General features: G+C 65.5%; 10 protein-coding genes. 4 read left to right on the forward strand and 6 right to left on the reverse strand.

All coding sequences use genetic code 11. The annotated features are described in order from the left end of the window. The first annotated feature begins 24 nt into the window (after positions 1-24). Genes ISX84_RS22655 through ISX84_RS22670 form a run of 4 tightly spaced genes read left to right on the forward strand, consistent with a single transcriptional unit; the run spans position 25 to position 3018 of the window. Positions 25-693 carry a cupin domain-containing protein gene (locus tag ISX84_RS22655; RefSeq protein ID WP_195822695.1) on the forward strand — a complete coding sequence of 223 codons (669 nt, stop codon included), beginning with the start codon at positions 25-27 and terminating at the stop codon, positions 691-693. After that, positions 693-1376, forward strand: coding sequence for an SDR family NAD(P)-dependent oxidoreductase (locus tag ISX84_RS22660; protein ID WP_195822696.1), 684 nt, complete (start codon positions 693-695; stop codon positions 1374-1376). The genes ISX84_RS22655 and ISX84_RS22660 overlap by 1 nt, the downstream gene beginning before the upstream one ends. Positions 1377-1379: 3 nt before the next feature. After that, a complete protein-coding gene (locus ISX84_RS22665; RefSeq protein WP_195822697.1) occupies positions 1380-2453 on the forward strand; it encodes a flavin monoamine oxidase family protein in 1074 nt (357 codons plus the stop codon). Continuing rightward, positions 2443-3018 carry a TetR/AcrR family transcriptional regulator gene (locus ISX84_RS22670; protein WP_195822698.1) on the forward strand — a complete coding sequence of 192 codons (576 nt, stop codon included), beginning with the start codon at positions 2443-2445 and terminating at the stop codon, positions 3016-3018. Before ISX84_RS22665 ends, ISX84_RS22670 begins: the two co-directional genes overlap by 11 nt. Positions 3019-3036: 18 nt before the next feature. Here ISX84_RS22670 and ISX84_RS22675 read toward each other — a convergent pair whose 3' ends face one another. The 6 genes from ISX84_RS22675 to ISX84_RS22700 are packed head-to-tail and all read right to left on the reverse strand — an operon-like array spanning position 3037 to position 17919. Beyond that, positions 3037-6351 carry a hypothetical protein gene (locus ISX84_RS22675; protein WP_195822699.1) on the reverse strand — a complete coding sequence of 1105 codons (3315 nt, stop codon included), beginning with the start codon at positions 6349-6351 and terminating at the stop codon, positions 3037-3039. Then, positions 6348-7709, reverse strand: coding sequence for an ATP-binding protein (locus tag ISX84_RS22680; protein WP_195822700.1), 1362 nt, complete (start codon positions 7707-7709; stop codon positions 6348-6350). The genes ISX84_RS22675 and ISX84_RS22680 overlap by 4 nt, the downstream gene beginning before the upstream one ends. Continuing rightward, on the reverse strand, positions 7702-10974 hold the full coding sequence (locus ISX84_RS22685) for a contractile injection system tape measure protein (protein WP_195822701.1): 3273 nt from the start codon (positions 10972-10974) through the stop codon (positions 7702-7704). The genes ISX84_RS22680 and ISX84_RS22685 overlap by 8 nt, the downstream gene beginning before the upstream one ends. Then, positions 10971-13163, reverse strand: a complete 2193-nt coding sequence (locus tag ISX84_RS22690; protein WP_195822702.1) for a hypothetical protein — start codon at positions 13161-13163, stop codon at positions 10971-10973. Before ISX84_RS22690 ends, ISX84_RS22685 begins: the two co-directional genes overlap by 4 nt. Next, entirely contained in the window at positions 13160-14005 is an 846-nt protein-coding gene (locus ISX84_RS22695) for a hypothetical protein (protein ID WP_195822703.1), read from the reverse strand. Before ISX84_RS22695 ends, ISX84_RS22690 begins: the two co-directional genes overlap by 4 nt. Continuing rightward, entirely contained in the window at positions 14002-17919 is a 3918-nt protein-coding gene (locus ISX84_RS22700; RefSeq protein ID WP_229884508.1) for a hypothetical protein, read from the reverse strand. The genes ISX84_RS22695 and ISX84_RS22700 overlap by 4 nt, the downstream gene beginning before the upstream one ends. Between the last annotated feature and the right edge of the window lie 129 nt (positions 17920-18048).

Below are 18048 nucleotides of genomic sequence, written 5' to 3' on the forward strand. Positions count from 1 at the left end.
GCCCCCAGTCTGAAAGGACACAACATGGAACTGAACGCAGATTTCAACGCCCGGGTGGTCGTGCACTCGGATCAACTGGACTGGAACGCCTCGCCGATGCCGGGCGTGGACCGGCGCATGCTGGACCGCATCGGCGGTGAGGTTGCCCGCGCCACGACCATCGTGCGCTATGCACCCAACAGCAAGTTTTCCGCCCATACCCACACGGGAGGTGAGGAATTCATCGTGCTGGACGGGGTCTTTCAGGATGAGCATGGCGATTTCCGGGCGGGCACCTATGTCCGCAATCCCCCCACCACCTCGCATACGCCGGGGTCGGAGGCGGGCTGCACGATCTTCGTGAAGCTGTGGCAGTTCGACATGGAGGATCGCAATCAGTTCCGCAAAACCATGGCGGAGGAACTGGGTGCCGCCGTCGATGGTGTCGCCACCGCCGAATTGCACCGCGACGCGCGCGAGACGGTGACCTATAGCCACCTTGATGCGGGCGCGACGCTCACCAATGCGGATGCGGGCGGCATCGAAATGCTGGTCATCGACGGGTCCGTCGTGGAAAGCGGCGAAACCCTTGGCAAAGGCGCGTGGCTGCGCCTGCCCGAAGGCGCGCCTCTGACGGCTGTTGCCGGGGATGCGGGGGCCAAGGTCTGGATCAAGACCGGTCACTTGCCCCACGCAAAACCACCCGCTGTCTGATGGGACACGACAACCCACTGGCGCTGGTCGCGGGCGCGGGGGCTGGCCTTGGCCAGTCCCTGCTGGCGCGTTTTGCAGCCGCAGGGCTGACCCCGGTTGGCCTTGGCCGCAGCCGTCCTGCCGAGCCGGTCGGCGCGTTTCACACCCTTGATCTCGCGGATGAACGCGCTGTGCCGGACACCATCGCTGAGATCATCGCAGACCACGGCCCGCCGAAAATCGTCGTGCACAATACCGCCGAACTGGTCATCAGCCCGTTTTCGGACACCACGCTGCAGGACTACCAGAAGACATGGACCTCCATGGTGCAAACGGCGGTCTTGCTCGCGCAAGCCACGCTGCAACCGATGGTCCGCGCAGGCGGTGGCAGCTTCATCGTGTCCGGGGCCACCGCATCCCTGCGCGGCGGCGCGAAATTTTCCGCCTTCGCCAGTGCCAAATTCGCGTTGCGGGGGCTGACCCAATCGCTCGCGCGGGAATACCAGCCCGCTGGCATCCATGTTTGCCACGTCATCCTCGACGGCATCATCGATAGCGCCCGCTCGCGCGATCGGCACGGGTTAGACCCGACCCGGATGATGGATCCGGCAGACATCGCCGAGGCCTACTGGCAACTCGCCCAGCAGCCCAGATCGACATGGACGCAGGAACTTGACCTGCGCCCCGCCTCCGAAGGGTTCTGAGCCATGGATATTCTGATCATCGGCGGCGGTTTGTCCGGCCTTGCCCTGGCCGAAGCGCTGGATGCGCAAAACCGTGACTATATGCTGGTCGAGGCGCGCGGGCGCTTTGGCGGGCGGATCAAGACAGCGGTGCACGCGGGCGGCGCTTTCGATCTGGGGCCTGCGTGGTTCTGGCCGGGGCAGCCGCGTATCGCGGCGCTGATCGACCGCCTAGGGCTGGAGAAATTCGATCAGTTTGCCGACGGGGCTCTGACCTATGAGGATGAGCGCGGCCAGGTCGACCGCGGGCGTGGATTTTCGTCGATGCAGGGATCGTGGCGGCTCAAGGGCGGCCTTGAGGCTCTGACCCAATCCCTCGCCGCACGGGTGCCCGACAGCCGCAAACGGCTGAACGCGCCGGTGGTGGGTCTGACCCAATCCGCAGGCGGCGTGACCGCAACGCTGCACAACGGCGAAAAACTGGAAGCCCGTCAGGTGGTTCTGGCCCTGCCGCCGCGCATCGCTGCGCAGATTGCCTGCACCCCTGCCCTCCCTGCGGCGTCCATCCAAACCATGCAGGGCGTTGCCACATGGATGGCCGGGCAAGCCAAGGCCGTTGCCGTCTATGACAGACCGTTCTGGCGCCACGCAGGGTTTTCCGGCGACGCGATGAGCCGGAGAGGCCCGCTGGTCGAGGTGCACGACGCGTCACCCGAAAACGGCGGGCCCTATGCCCTTTTCGGTTTCATCGGCACGCCGCCGCCGCACCGGGCGGAGGAAGATGCTTTGCGCCGGGACGTCATCGCGCAACTAACCCGCCTGTTTGGGCAGGAGGCTTCAACCCCTTCGACGCTGTACATAAAGGACTGGGCCTTCGACCGCTTTACCGCAACCGAAGCGGACAAGGCCCCCTTGTATGCGCATCCCACCTACGGGCTGCCGGGGGCTTTGCGCGGGCTGTGGGACGGACGGCTGCAATTTGCGGGCACCGAAGTGGCCCCGCAGTTCGGCGGTTACCTCGAAGGGGCTTTGGAAGCCGCCGAAAACGTATTACTGACGATGCAAGACTATGGCAGAGGTCACGTACATGCGGATTGATACAAAAACAGCCCTGTTGAATTCGGCGGAACAGGCCGCGCGCAGGCGTGGGTTCGACGGGTTCAGCTATGCCGATCTGGCAGAGGACGTGGGCATCCGCAAGGCCAGCATTCACCACCATTTCCCGACCAAGGCCGCGCTGTCAGTGGCGCTGATGCAGCGCTATGCCGCCGAGATCAGGCAAGCTCTGAGCGCGATTGACACGACGCACCCCTCGGGATGCGCGCGTCTTGCCGCGCTGATCGACCACTATCGCGGCGCTTTGAATGGCGGCAAAAGCCTTTGCCTTTGCGTCTCCTTCTCCACCAGCCGCGACAGCCTGCCCGCCGATGTGATCACCGAGATCCGCAGCTTTCGCCAGATGGTCATCGGCTGGCTGACCCAGACCTTTGAACTGGGCCGGTCCGATGGCACGATTGCCGGGGTGACGATGCCCGACAAGGAAGCTGCCGCCACCCTGCCCCTGCTGGAGGGCGCCCAGCTTACCGCCCGCGCGCAAGAAAACCTCGACCTGTTCGAGAACGGCGTTCAGTTACTGCGCCAACGGCTCGCCAATCCCTCCTGATCCGACCGCGCGGATCGGTCAGGGTTTCGGCCCGTTCTTGACCCGCTGCACGAAATTATACCCGATGATCAGCGCCAGTATCGCGATCAGCCAGATCATGAACACCCCCGGCCAAAAGGACTCGTGATCACAAACGTCCAGCACGAAGAGCATGGCAATCACCACCCCCATGCCGATCCAGACAACCCCCAGCCGGAAGGCCAGCTGGTTGATCGCCCCGCTGTAAAACGACCGCACCGTCAGCAGCAGCACAACCGCAAAAAGCCCTGCCGCGGCAAAGGCGATATAGGCACGATTGGGACAGGCCCAGGTGCAGACCTGCGCCACCGATCCCTCCAGGCCACCCAGATGCGCCGGCAGTCGGGTCTGGTTCCAGTCAAGCGACACCGCCTCGCGGATCGCCGGGAAATCCGGGTCCTCCAGACGCGGCACCGGCCAGAACCCGACACCGGAAAAATTGTCCTCGAAATAGATGACATCATCGATGAACTGCGAGAATTTCAGAGTTTCCTCATTGCGGGTTTCATTCGCCTGCTGCCGCTGGAACACGAACTCATGCCCGCCGGGCGGCAGGATCGGCACGATGCTGCGGAGGATTTCGGAACGTTCCTTGCCCCGGAAATTACTGCGATCCATGCGCGCGCGCAGTGTCTTTTTCGTCTCTGTCGTGGGGCGTTCGAGGAAGATCAGGATCTTGTTGACGATCTCCGCCTCCAACTGTTCGCGTTGTGAAAACTGACCCTCTTCCAGACCTTCCGCGCGCTTTTGCTCCAGCATCCGGCCGGTCAGCAGCAAGTCACTCAGGTCGCTCAGCACGGGCTGCGTGCCCGGCACGTCCACCATGGCGAAATCCACCGCGACATTGACCTTCTGGCCCTCCGGATGCGGCAGTTTGTTGTGCACCGCCTGCACGATGTCGATCAGGTTCTGCACATTCAGATCGCTCAGGGTCTTGCCCTCGTAGCTCTCGAAAATCAGCGTGACGCCGTCGGGATGGGTCGGATCAAAGAACGTGGGCAGGGCGGCCCGAATATCGGCAAGGCTGGTGGTGGGGATGCGCTCAAACGCCTCCAGCTGCTTGGCGATATCCGTCGTGGCCCGGTCGATCTCGCGCGCGGACCAGTTCGACCAGTCGCGCAGGTCAAAAGCCACATCCGCCCGCGCCCGGTGCCGGTGCGCCGAATTGACAAACTGCCGCCGCGCCTCGATCCAGCGGTCCGCATGCAGCAGCGACAGGTTGCGATTTGCGGTATCCCCTTGCGGATTAGCATAGGTCAGCTCCATCCCGTAAAACGCCAGGCGGCTGATCAGGCTGAAATCCACCAATTGAAGCGTTGCGGCTGGTGGCGCCTCCTCACCTTCCGGCGGTTCGGGTGCGTCCTTGAGCGGGGCGAACCAGAAGGGATAGAACCCATAGACATCCGCAGTCGGCGGGCGATGCGGCACACAGCCACAGTCAGGTGCGGCCAGCGGGCCGTAAACGCGCTCTTTGAAAGGATCTTCGACCGTGCGTTGCGCCAGCGCGGTAGCCGCTTGGACCAAGGGAAGGGACAGCGGCGGCTGACCTTCGGGCGTATTCGGTGCTGGCGGGACGGTATCCAGCGCCGCGCGGAACAGCCCGGCATGGGGGTATTCCACCCCCACCAGTGACCGCATCCGCGTCGCCAGATCCACCCCGGTCGGGTCATCCAATGTCGTGCCGATGTCGGGCAGGCCCAGAATACGGGCCTTCAGCGCCGGCGTCAGGGACCATGTCGACAGGATGACCGGTTTGATCTGCGCCATCTTGGTCGCAACGGCGGTGTCGATCTGACCCTGTGCCACCGGGCGCAGGATGCGCCGCACATCTGCCTTGAGGATTTCAGGCTGGGTTGCAGGCAAATAGTTGCTCTGCGCCAGCGCCTCGCGGAAGGGTTCATTGAGCACGGTGCTGGCAATGGCCAGATCGGTGGCATCGGTCACACCCACCACCTCCGGCAGGGGCGGCAGCTCGAACTCCGGCACGCCTTCGGGCCGCGTGTCCAGCACCGGCGCCACCGGTTCCGCCGCTGCTGCCAGCGTCGTGGCCGCCAGTTCAACCTCGGCATTGATCGCCTCGGACACCGCTTGGGTGACGGCCGCCGTCAGGCCGGACACCAATGTCGCCTCGTCGGGCGCGATCCGACCGATGAAGGGTTCGACCACCGGCATGACATCCTGCAGGTCCTCAATGAAACTCAACGACTTTGTAGCCTCTTCGTCGATCAGGAACGCCCGGCCCAGAAAGTCGGGTCCAAGCACCAGCGCACTGATCTGGTCCAGCGTGCATTGGTCGAGCACCGCTTGCAGGTTGGTCTCCAGCGCCGCCCAAAGCTGTGCGGCACTTGCAAATTGCAGCTCCTGCACCGCGTCAAAGGCGGCCTTCAGATCGGCGCTTTCCGTCAACGCATCAAGGTTTTCCTGCGAGAAAGCAAAAAAGCGCGTGGAACTGTCGGTGGTGGTCACCGTGCAGGAGGCGGGCAGCGGGCCGGGAGCAGGCCCATCCGGCACCAGCGGCGCCTGGGATTTGCTCGCCTGATACTCTGCCAGCAGCGCGACCACAGCGGGGGGTGAACCCATCAGGCGCGGCAGCCTGTCGCCGGAGGACAGGGTCAGCCACGCGCCGAAACTGTCGGAACTGAGATCGTCAATCGCCTCCGGCAGCTGCACATCCATCTGCCCCAACCGCGCCATGGCCGCGAGGAAATCCTCCCCGGTCCCGACAATCGGGAAGGCCTGACAAATATCCACCAGCGCATAGCCCAGCTCAGGCCCCGCCAGCATATCGAGCGCCGTCTGCACCGCCTGCGCGCCCAGGCTTGATGCCGTCCCAAGCGTCGTACAGTCCGCGGGCGGTTGTGCATCGTTCAGCGCACCGGCAGCCATCTGTGGCCCGGCGGCAAGCCGCAAGGCCATCTGAGAGGTGCTGTTTGACGTAGCCAGTTGTGACAGCCGGTCGGGCTGCAGGGCGATGCTGCGCCACTCCGGCAAAAGCGCCGACAGAGTGCCGTAATCCGTCGCCAGATCAAGTGTTTGCGCGATATCCGTCCCCGGCCCTCTGCGTGGCACAGTCTGACACAAATCCGCCAGCGCCCGCCGTGTCACCGCCCCCAGCCGTCCATCTCGAAGATTGCCGTCATCCCGTTCGAGTGCCGCGCGCAACCCGGTCTGCACAGTCGCGATATCGTAGCCGTCAAGGGCATCCTGAGTGATGTTCTCGAAATCCGCGCAATTGGCCAGCAGGACGGCAGGCGCCATGACGCAAAAGGCAAACGCCATGCAGAGGCGGGTCAGAACTCGGCTCAAAACGCTCATGTGGTGCGTCCCTCTTTGCGCAATTCAATTGTGATGGCGTGGTCGAAATCTTCGGCAGCCACAGAAGGCCGACCGCGCCGCAGGGCCGTGATCGCCGCGGTGCGCACCACGTTGGAAATGGCGCCCCCGACCAGCGCGTGGCCCTTTGCCATCGCCGGCACGTCGACATCCCCTGCCAGCGGCACCTCTGCCAAGATATTCGACCAGATCTGCAACCGCTGGCTGGCGTCCGGTTTCACAAAACCCACCGACATCTGGAAGCGCCGAAAAAACGCCTCGTCGATGTTGCTGCGCAGATTGGTGGCGAGGATCACAAGGCTCTCGCACTCCTCGATCCGTTGCAGCAGATAGGCCACTTCCTGATTGGCATAGCGGTCGTTGGAGGTCGTCGTCGCATTGCGCGCGCTAAAGAGCGCATCCGCCTCGTCAAAGAACAAAATCCATTCGCGTTCGGCGGCCAGGTCGAACAGCAGGCCGAGGTTCTTTTCCGTCTCGCCAATGTATTTCGACACCACCATCGACAGATCGACCCGGTAGACATCCATACCCGTGCGCTTGCCCAACAGCGAGGCGGTCAGCGTCTTGCCGGTGCCGGGCGGGCCGTGAAACAGCGCCTTGAACCCCCGGCCAAACTGCCGGTGCAGGCCCCAGTCCGACAGGATTGTGTCGCGGTTCTCCAGCCAGGCCAGAATATGACCCAGCGCGTGGTGCAGATCGCTGGGCAGCACCAGATCGGACCAGTCCAGCGCCGTGGTCAAGCGCTGCGCGGGAAAGCTCGGCGAATAGTCGGGCCGCGGGGCCGCCCCGTCACAAAGCGCCACGATCCGGTGCACCGGCAGCGTCAATATCTGGCCGAATGCAGGCGTATCGGGATTTGTCGTGCTCAGCGTCACACCGGCCTTTCGGCGCAGTGGATGATCCGCGTCAAACATCGACATGGCCGCAATCCGCGCCGTCGTATCGGCCCCTGCCAGCAGGAACAGCGCCGTTTCCGCCGTCGGCTGGAAGGTTGTCGCAGTTGCCCCCGTGCCCCCGAATTGCGAAAACGCCCGGTCGATGGCGGAATTCTTGACGAAAAACGGATCGAGGATGGCGGAATTGACATGCGGCGCGATGGCCAGCGCCAGCACCAGGCGGGCGCCGATATCGAGATCATTCTCCGCGATGAGGTCCCCCAGGGCGGAGCCGACAAGAGCCTGCGGCGCGGGCGGCAGATCACAGGCGCTCTCGGGCGCGTCAAAGAAATGCGTCAGCCGCGCATCGATGACCTGCGCCAGCCATGTCAGTTCCGCCGCGACGGCGACGGCGTGAGGCGTCCCGCTGTCCAGCGACAGGGACAATTCGCGGCCATCATCCATCCTGCGTCCTCCAGATGACGTGACAGGGCACCGGCATCCAGGGCAGGGCAACCACCGTGTCCAGCGACCACGGCAGGCTGTCGAGCAGCACATCGAAGGGGCCGGGATCTACCCGCAGATGCGCGCCCGTTGCATCGACCCAAAGCTGTCCGTCCCGGCGGATGAACGCCTCCTGCAACCCGGCGGGGGAGGTCTGCCCCAGTGCCGACCATTGCGCGATGACAGACCGGGTCAGACCCTCGATCAATTGCGCCTCATCCTCTGTCAGCGGCACCGGCGGCGGGGCTGTGGCGCCATCCGGCAGCCCCAGCAAAACGTGTACCAGAGGATCGAGGGGGGCCGTCGCCGCCGCTTCCCCGGCCAGCGCGGCAAGCACAGATCGCGCCCGGCCCAGCTGATCCGGCTGCAATTCATTCTTTTCGGTCAAAAGCTGCAGCCGGGAAAAGAGCAGTTTGTAGTAGGGATGGAACAGAACAAGCCCCGCCTGATGGCTCAGAATGCGGGGTGTCGGCTCGGTGTCGGGTGTTCGAGGATCCGCCATATCGGCACCGCCGGACGCATCTGGGGCAGGACGGTCCATCTGGTCGAAGAGCTCTTTCAAACCGCGCAAGACCTGGTAGCGCAGCGCGGGCGAGGGCCCCGAGACAGGGTAACTCAACCGCGTGATCACGTGGCGCAACAGGTTTTGCCGGTCGTCCGCCTCCGGGCTGGCAAATTCCACAATGTACTGCAGGACAAGCTTCTGGTTCGGCGCGGTCGGCCCGGCCCGGGCGATCAGGTCCAGCAGCACATCGACGGGCAGTTTCGGGTTGTTCTCGCTCTCCGTGCCCGCCGTCTTTTCAAATCCACCACTGCCTGTCCGCGCCCCGGCCGTCGCTTTGAAAGACCCGGGCACGGCGGCCCAGACCATATCCGCGATGGCGATGATGTCGGAGGAGGCCTCGCCAAATGCCGCTTCGACAAGCGCGATCACCGGCGCGGCATCACCTGCACCCGCCTGCAGGTGATCCGTGGCTGGATGGTCTGCCGCCAGCCGATCTGCCGGTGGGGGTGGCGGGCCCTCATCACGGCTTTCTGGATCGCCAGCAGCGCGCCCGGTGTCTGACCCGCCTGCCCGTTCTCCCGCTCGGGCGGGATCATCGAGTTCAGCCCGATCTTGCACCTCCCGCGCGGTTGGATCGGACGCGCCTTTTTGTCCGACCTCAGAGCTTTCGGATGCAGCAGGTGACGCCCCCGCCACCGTCTGACCGGTGGCACCCTTTCCCGGGCCAGAGGTATCCGCGCGGCCCTCACGGGTCTCTTTTCCCTCAAGGGATCCACGCAGCCCGTGCGTGTCCTCCGAATGTTCCACGGAGGGCGTCGTCGCCACATCTGAGGTCCCAGATTTTTCGCCCAAAGCGGAAGGCTCCTCTTGAACCTTTGCGCCCCGCGCCGCCGAGGTCGCAGGGTCGATGCCCGGTTGGGTTTCCAGATCGCCCGATGCCCCGGGGGCGGGCCCGACCAGACGCGCAGGCGTGTCATTTTCCGAGGCTTCACCCGCTCCCTGCTCTGCCGGATCGGCACCTGCGCCACGGTCCTCCGAGGACGGCGCACTGCCGGTCGCCGCCGCCGAGGGTGCATGAAAAAAATCTGCCCCTTGCTCTTCGAGGTCCACCGTGGTCGTTTCTTCTTCATCGCATCCTGGCAGCGTTGGCGCGCCATCGGTGGCGCCCTGCGGCGGAGGTGCATCTGCGCTGCCACGCCCACGATTCAGGCCAGACGGCTGCCCCCCGGTGCCGTCGGCGATACCCTCCGACGAGGCCGCTGCCGACTGCGATCCCGCGCCAACTGCTCTCGACGAAGCTTGGGTCTCGATCGGCACCGGCGCACTGTGGTCAACACCTGATGTTGGCGCCCGCTGTCCGTCCCCTGCTGGCTGCGCCGCTGCCGCGAACACCTGCAGAACCGGGGCCCATTCACTGCGACCCCCTTGCTCGTCTGAACCCCCGTCAGAGGAAGACGACGCTGCACTCTGTCGTGCCTCGCTCCGGGCATCCTCAGCCTCCGGTGACACATCCTTGGCCGCCGTCTTCTCGGCGCGTCGCAGTGCTTCGATGTTCACCGGTGTCTCGTGCAGAATCGCAGATACAATCGTCAGCAACGCCCTCTGCGGGTGCGCAGTATCCGCCAGAACCCCCTGAACCGTTTGGTGAAATCCGGACGGGCTGGCAGGGACCAGATGTTCAAGAAGGCGCTGCAGCTCCTCCGCTGTCTGCGCCGCAAGAAACCCCGCCACCGATGCGCGCCGCGCTTTCCAATCGGCCCGCAGTTTGTCCACGTCAGAGATCTCTCCCCGAACCTGCGCCGAGGGCGCGACACCTGCCGCCGCTATCTCGCGCGTCGCGGGAATATCCGATCCCCGCGCTGTCGGGCCTTCCAAAGGATCAGGCGCTGGTAACCCGGCATCTGATTGCGGGGCCGCACCAGCATGGGGGCGCAAAAGCGCCGCTCCCTCAGGATGCACCAGCAGCCGTGCAGCCAGTGTTGCCGCATTGCGCTGTGCCCTCTCCAACGGATGACCGGCGCGGGTGAAAACGCCGATCAAGGCCATGTTCATGGCGTCGATGTAGTGCCCCGGAACCGCTTCCGCATCCGACAAAACGCGCTGCAATGCCTGTCGGTGAACCCCATCGGGCAACTGCGCCAAGGCTTTCTCAAATCCCTGCGGGCTGCGCCCGAGCGCCCCGCGCAGAACCGCAAACACGTCCTGACCCGGCTGGGCCACAAGCGGCACGATCTTGTCGGATGTATCAGAGACCCCCGACGCATCATCCCCGGCAACAAGGGGTATGATCGCGCCGCGGGGAGCACCCACCGCGTCGGGTGATACGGCCGCCACGGTGTCGACCGAGGGGCGCGCAGACCCTTGCGGTTCCACCGGGGCCAATTGATCGGCTGAGATCTCGCCCTCCGCCCTTTGCCGCAAGTACGGCGCCAGCGCCGCGAGAAGCCGCTCACGCAGGGTGTCCCGCAGGCGGGGCCAGTCCGGGTTCGCGGGCCACGCCCCAAGATCAATCTCCAGCGTCTCGATCCGGGCGTCGCACCCCACCACGCTGTCATGCGCAAAAACATCCTCCAAAGCAGGCAAAATCTCTGCCCGAACCTGACGCGCCAGCCGCTCCGGCGTGCTCAGCGGCCCCTCCTCCGCAGCAACCTTGAAATCGGTCTCGAAACGCCCGATCCTGTGGCGCTCCTCCAGGTCATATCGGGCCGGGCGGGCGCTCATGCCGCTCCCTCCATCTCGTGCAGAAAGGCGCGCAGCTCGGCGCGGGCATCCGCCTCCGGCCCCTGCGCGTCAACGGCCAGCCGCAGCCCCCGAAACCGCGCCATCTGCGCCATGTCCAGCCACCGCAGGGTGACAACAACATGCGCCGGCGCCAGCTGGTGCACCAGTTCGGCGACATAGCTGCGATAGCTTGTGCGCCGGGTGCGCGCCGTCCACCCGCTCAGCACCAGCGTGGCGCTATGCGCCGCGAAATCCGCATCCGGCCCGCGCAGCAAGACATCTTCCACCAGACAAGCGCATTCCGCCTCTTCATGCAGCCCCCGCCAGCTGACCCGCAGTGCGTTCACCCGCGCCATCGCCTCGGCTTTATCCGCCGTGGTCTCGATCTCATGGAGCGCCTCGGCATCGCCGCTGTCGAAAAGCACGGTGTAGCGCCCGCCGCTGACCGGGCTGATCACAAAGGCATCCGCATCGGCGGCCCGCTGAAAGAGATCCGGGTGCATCACCCCGTCCGCCACCCAGGGGGTCAGACCTTGCAGGGCCTCACCGGGCAGCGGGTCGGCCAGATCATCCCGCGGCACGATCATGTCAAAGGGGTTCAGCGGCAGCAGCAGATCGCGGCGGGCAAAACCGGGCGTGGGCATGTCGGTCTGATCATCCAGAGCCCAGCCGAGTTGCTGCATCCGGCCCGGCCCGGCGGCCCAGGTTTCAACGGCGATATCCGCCAGCAGCCCCAGTCGCGTCATGAACCCGCCGGGGATCAGTCCCGTGGGTCCGGTGCCGCGCGTGGCATTCAGCACCGGCAGGGCGCGCAGGTAGGCCAGACGCCAGTGCAGCTCAAACCGCTGGCGCGCCGCGATGGACCGGTAGTGATGCAGGCCGGAATGGCGAATGACGGGCAGGGTCTCGCCCTGTATCGCCAGCAGCAGATCCAGCAGTTTGATCCGCCGCGCGTGCAGCAAGGGATCATCGGTATCCTGCTCCGTTCCGGCGTCAAAGAGCCGGGGCAGCTGCGCCAGCGCCATCGACATTTCATCCAGCTGCGTGTTGATCGCATCACGGTACTGCGCAAAAAGATCATCAGCAGGGGCCTTGGGGGCCATACCGTTCTGCGCCGCCCGCGCGGGGGTGCCATAGAGCCGGTAGATCGCGGGCAGCATATCGTCCACATGGCTGCGGGTGAAATCGCGCCGCCGCCCGTCTTTCAGCACCGCCCAGTCCGCCTCTGCCAGATGGTGGTGCGCGCGCGAAATATTCTCCGCCGACACCCGGATGTATTCTTCGTGGATGCGGTTGTGATCAAGCGTCAGGCGGTTCTCGCCCACGCGCAGGTCCAGTTCGATCTCCTCCGCAGACTGCGGCAGGACCAGCGCCAGATAGCCGGGTTTCAGCTCCTCCTCCGGGTCCGCCACCGGCAGCTTGCGAAAGGACAGCTCACCGATGTCCCGGATGCCGGGGATCGCGCGCAGCCGTGTCAGATGCACATCGATGTCGGGGATGCGCGCGCCGGTCTCCGCCCGGGGGCGAAAGAACAGCTCCGGCTGGGCATAGACCGCATCGCGGGTGGCCCCGTGCTTGCGGTCGCGCTGCGCGGTGCGGCCCCGCAGGATGGCTGCGACATGGTAGTAGAACCGCGCCGCCACCCGCTCCGGGTCCGCCGTGGGGCTGACGTCGATCCGACCACTCAGCACGGTATCGCGTTTGCGCGCGATGGTGATCTGCCCCAGATCGGTGGCCAGCGGCCGCCTCTGCGCAAAGCACGTCGCCACCTGCGCCGCAAGGGCGTCTTCATCCACCTCCTCCGCTTCCGGCTCGGAGGGGATAACCACCACATCGTAAAGCCCGAGGCGCGCGCCCGGTGTGACCCAGGCGCTCGAAACGCCCGGCTGATCCGAGAGGTAGGAGGTCAGATCCAGATCGGTGACCGGGGCCGACGGCAGTACCGCGCGCGGGTCGTAAAGTGCGAGATCAAAATACCGCAGCTCGCCGTCCGCGTCGGTCAACAGATCGCGGATCGGATGCGCCGCCTGATAGCCGATTTCGCTGAGCGCGAAACAGGTCTGTTCCAGCAGCGTCACGCCGGGATCATGCAGGTTAAAATCAGTCCAGATATTGCCGGATGCGGCCTGCGCAAACTGCACCGCCTGCGCCCGCAGGCTGTCGAAATCGGTGGCCTCGGGCGCGCTCACAGCAGCCCCGCGTCGCGGTCGCCTTCGCCGCGCGAGCCACCCATGGTGGTGTCAAACCACAGCCGCGTCAGCCCGTAGCGGATGACCATGCCCTTGCCGAACCGCGCGTTCGAGCGGATCTGCAGCTTGAAGAAATGCCGCCCCTCACCCGCCACCCAGCGCAGCTTCAGCCGGTCGGCATAGCTGCCGTATACCGCCGTCTGCGCCTTGATGCTGCGCCGCTTGAACAGCCAGTTCAGGATCGGATTGCGCGGATGATAGGCATTCATCGCAATGGCATGCAGCATGGAATACCGCCCGGTGCGCGGCGTGCCGCCCACCCCTGCCATCACCTCAAAAGCCTGACAGCCGGTGATGTCGGGCGTGATATCGTGCCATCTGCCATCGGCTGGCACATGCGGGATGTCGGGGGAGTTCACCCCGATCCGCCCACCCATGCGCGCCACGCCATCGACATCCAGCCGCCAATCGGGCGCATCTGTATTGATGCCCGCGCGCCCGTCCGCCGTGAAACACAGACCCAAGGCCTTCGGGTTCTCGACACCTGCCGCAGGGTCAGCCTGCGCCAGAATCCCCTGCTCGGGCCGCAGATGCAGCGCGCCTTCGGCCTTGCCATGTTCCATCACCCAGGCCGGGCGCGGCGCACCAAGCCCCTTGTAGAGGCTCATCACCCGCAGCGACGTGCCCACGGAATTCAGCTGCAGCCCGTCGCCCGGCGTCTTGGAAAACCCGTCCTCGACCTGGTTGACGCTGCTGTCGATCAGATCACGGTATTCCCGTGCGGTCGGCAGCGCCCCGTCGCGGAAAAACGATTTCAGAGTGGTGCGATCCTGCTTTGTCACGAGGGACTCCTTTGACCGACGATAAGGTTGCCGCCCACAGACAGTCGGCTGATCCCGCTTTGCACCGGTGTTTCATTCTGCGTGGCCTGCACCACCGTCAGCGCATGTTCCGCCGCCGAGAGCGGCAGGCTCCACGGGCGCGATCCGCGCAGGCTCGGCCCCAGCGTGCCGCGCCAGTCATCCTGCGCGGAATCGAGCAGCACATGAGCACCCGCATCATCCGCAGCCAGATGCAGCAGCGAGAAATCCGTCACCCCGCGCACATAATCGAGATCGTTGATATGGGCGTTGAGCATCTTGAGATTGACCGACCAGCCGAACCGCCCAAGCGCGCTCGGCGCCGTCCAGACCGACAGGAACCGCCGCAGATCGCGCTGCAGCCGCTGCGCCATGGCCCCGTCATCGCGGTAGGGGTCAAAGGCCAGCTTGGCGCGCACCAGCAGCCGGTCATAGGTGGGGTTCACCACCTCCACATGGGCAAAACCGGGCGCGTGATCGTCAACGTAATCGCGGATGCGCTGCAGGGTGCTGACATCGAACATCTGTGCGGTGGGTTCAGGCGGCGGCTGGCGCACGACCACCAGCATGGCCTGACCGGGCGCGGGGGCGGGGCTCTCACGGCGCAACCCCGGCAGGCATTTCGCCATCCAAACCTCGGGGAAGGCGTCCAGCACCAGCCGCTCCACATCCCAAGGCGTGATCGCCCGCTTGCGGTGCCGCAACCGCTCCGACACCCGCGCGACAAAGGCATCGCGATGCTCGGGCGGGCGCACCTCTGCCGGGGTGGGAATTTCGGTGATCGTGGCAATGCCCGGCTGCGCGGGGTTGAAGGTCCAGACCCGGTCGAGGGTGCGGTCATGATAGCTGCCATCGGTGCAGCGGGCCCAGACGCCATTGGTCTGCAGGCCGGAGAGGGTCGGGAAAACGCTCAGGTCCGGCTCGGTCGCCACCGCCGCCATCCAGACGCCACCTGCGGGCATTTCCGGCGAATGCTGCGCGGCATCCTCTGGCAGATCCACCATCACCAGCCCTGATCGCATCAGCCCCGCCGTCGTATCCGAGGAAATCGCGGTATCGGGCAGCTCGGTCCAGCCGTGGATGGCCAGATAGAACCATTTCACCGGGTTGGGCCGGGGCACCAGCCGCAAATGACCGCTCTCTGCCATGTCAAAGAGCAGCGGCACCGGCCCGGTGGCATGATCACCCACAAGATGCAGGAAGAGATGCCCGAACCCCAGCCGCCGGGGGAAAACCCCGATCTCGCGCAGCATCCGGTTGGGAAAGACCTCGACCCGGCCAAAGGGGTTGATCTGCACGATCCGCTCGCCCGGATTGGCGGCATCGGGCGCGTTGACCTCAAGGGTCGCGCGCGCCGTGTAGGAGAGTTCGAACGCATCGATCTTCGGCACGAAAGGCGCGGGCGGGATCTTGCGCGCGGGGAAAGGCAGCAACCGGGGGCGCATCGCCTCGACCAGTGCCAGCGGGTATTGATCGGCGTGAAACCCGCCTGCCGTGCCCGACAACGTCAGGCGCACGGCCCCCGCGCGCAGGCTTTGCCGGGCGGTGAACATCTCGGGCGTTAAACGGCCCGCCGCGCGCACCGAATGCCCCTTGATGCGCCCACCGAAACTGCGCTCGGGCGTCAACTCCCCGGTCACCGGCAGGGTTTCAAAGAGCGGCAGCGGCGCGTCACTCACCGGCTTCCAGCCGTCACCGCTCAGATAGGTCACCGACAGCTCCGGCTGCGGGATATCCGGTTTCCCGGCATAGCTGGCGTAGTGGGCGGCAAACCCGCCCAGAGGGTCCGGCATCTCCGCCCAGGTCAAGGCCACGGCAATTTCGGTCACCGGTTTCTGCGCCATCTCCGGGCTGGCCACGATGAAACGCGCCCCATCCTGCGGCCGCGCCCCAAACGGCAGGAACGACTGATCGGTGGCGACGGGGCCATCATCCGACCAGGCCAGCAGCTTTTGCATGCCGCTCGCCGATACCTCGATGTCGATGGATTCCAGCGTGTACATCTCCAGAAACGAGACCGGGCAGATACGCGGATTGGCGGCATTGCGCAGCATCAGCGTCGGCGCAGGCATCCCCTCTCCCGCCGCAATGGCGGGCATGCCGGGGGCCAGCACCAGCACCAGGGTGATCCCCGCCTGCCCCGGCTTGCCCGAGGGCAGCACCTGGCTGACGGCGGCGGTGATCGGCCCCTCCGCAGTGCTCAACGACAGATCAAAGGCATCGCCCAGAAGCTTCTGGAACAGGTCTTCCGGCGTCAGGCTGTCTGGCCCGTCGGCGAAGATTTCGAGGATCATGGAGGCGGGCACATCGCCGATGCCCGTCAGGTCGCGCACGCCCTCGGACAGCGCCGCGCGGTGCGTCTCGATCTTGTTGTTGATGAGATCGCGGAAACCGTCCCGCGGGAAGGGCACCCGCTCGATCAGGCAGAGCGTGACAATCCGGCCCAGCAGCAACCGCAGCTGCCCCGCTGTCTCGATCTGTGTCGCCAGATAGTGATAAAGCCTGCTGAGACACAGGCCCTCGCCCGCCTCGGCGGCCATGCGCTCCGCGCCTTTGGCCAGCGCCTGAATGCCCGCCTCCAGCTTGCCCGGAAAGAACGCCCGCACCAGCGCGGGATCGGATTGCAGGGTGACCAGCGTCTCCGCCGCCGCCGGGACCTCTTCGGCAAACCGCCCCCCCTCTGCCGCGTCGGGCAGCGCGGGCAGGCCGGACGCCCGCTGCAGCACCAGCGCCACCTCAATCCGCCGCGTGCCCTGCGCCAGCGCCAGCATGGGCGAGCTGATGTCGAGCCCCATGCGCACCGGCCCCGCAGCGCCCACCGAAAACACCCCGGCAGCCTGCGACAGGTCCGGCTTGGGCTGCCAATGGGTGACCTGCAGGCCGGTGATCCCGCCCAGCTCCGCGTTGAAGGAAATCTGCGGGTCGGTCTCATAGGTCAGGGTGGCCACGGATTTCAGACGGGTGGAGCTGACATGCACGGGCGCGTCGGTGGCAAAGCGCTGCACGCTGTTGTCCGGCTTGCGCCCGGTGAGCGTGGTGCCTTCCGGCAGGAACAGCGCCTGCTGTCCCGCATCCAGATGCAGCAGCACCCGCTCCGGTGAGGCGGGGGCCGCCTGCTGGCCGATGATGTCCTCGTAGTAGAAATGCACAAACCGGTCGATCACGCCGTTGATCACCCCATCGACCTGCAGCGCCGTCTGCAACTCCGCCACCAGCAGGCCAAGGGCCGGGTCCATGTCACCCGACTTGATGCGCGCCTCGAAGGCGGCAATCGCATGGGGGCGCAGGGTTTCCACCGCGTTGCGCAACAGCGCATGGGTCGAGCGGTAGGCGGTGACCACCGCGCGTGCCTGGGTGAGCGCATCGCCCCGCGCCCGGCTGACGTTTGGGATGATGCTGCGCACCACCCGCAGGATGCCCGGCGGCGTGACACCGGTCAGCCTGGCCAGCCGCGCCTGCAGATCAGCCTCGGCATTCAGCTGCTGGATCTGTTTGGAAAAGGGCGACGGCCGCTCCGTCTCCAGCCGCGAAATCCAGTCCTGCAACCGCCGCGACAGCGCCCAGATCACCTGTGCCGCCCGGTCCGGATCGGTCTCGATGGCGCGGTCAAACGCAAAGGCCGCCTGGCGCACGTCAAAGGACGCAAGCTCCGAATAGATGTACGCCGGTTCCGACCGGAAAAGCCGCACCCAGGGCCCGGACGACTTTCGGCCCGGACCGCGCGGCTTGTCCTTGGCGTGCAGCCTGCGCCCCGCCTTGCAAAACGCTTCGGCCAGCGTTTCAGGCCGCACATCCGTGCGGTTTCGATGCAACGCATCCGGCAGCCTGTCGCTGCTGAGCGACCCCGGCGTTACAAGAATATCATCCCAACTTCGATGCACGGCAGCTATCGACACCTCTGGCAGTCATTGAAACAGCAGCCACCCCTGGCCGCAAAAACCCGAGCAATCGTAAACGTTTGAGAACAATAGGAGACCTTTTAACACTATGCGCCCGCTTGCCCGATGCAAGCAAAACAGCAGTCC

This window comes from Roseobacter sp. MH60115 (assembly GCF_015644665.1).
Taxonomy (GTDB): domain Bacteria; phylum Pseudomonadota; class Alphaproteobacteria; order Rhodobacterales; family Rhodobacteraceae; genus Roseobacter.

Bases quoted from the DNA above. Each gene is read 5' to 3' on its own strand.
- ISX84_RS22660 (WP_195822696.1), top strand. From the start codon at position 693: ATGGGACACGACAACCCACTGGCGCTGGTCGCGGGCGCGGGGGCTGGC.
- ISX84_RS22665 (WP_195822697.1), top strand. From the start codon at position 1,380: ATGGATATTCTGATCATCGGCGGCGGTTTGTCCGGCCTTGCCCTGGCC.
- ISX84_RS22670 (WP_195822698.1), top strand. From the start codon at position 2,443: ATGCGGATTGATACAAAAACAGCCCTGTTGAATTCGGCGGAACAGGCC.
- ISX84_RS22655 (WP_195822695.1), top strand. From the start codon at position 25: ATGGAACTGAACGCAGATTTCAACGCCCGGGTGGTCGTGCACTCGGAT.
- ISX84_RS22685 (WP_195822701.1), bottom strand. From the start codon at position 10,974: ATGAGCGCCCGCCCGGCCCGATATGACCTGGAGGAGCGCCACAGGATC.
- ISX84_RS22675 (WP_195822699.1), bottom strand. From the start codon at position 6,351: ATGAGCGTTTTGAGCCGAGTTCTGACCCGCCTCTGCATGGCGTTTGCC.
- ISX84_RS22680 (WP_195822700.1), bottom strand. From the start codon at position 7,709: ATGGATGATGGCCGCGAATTGTCCCTGTCGCTGGACAGCGGGACGCCT.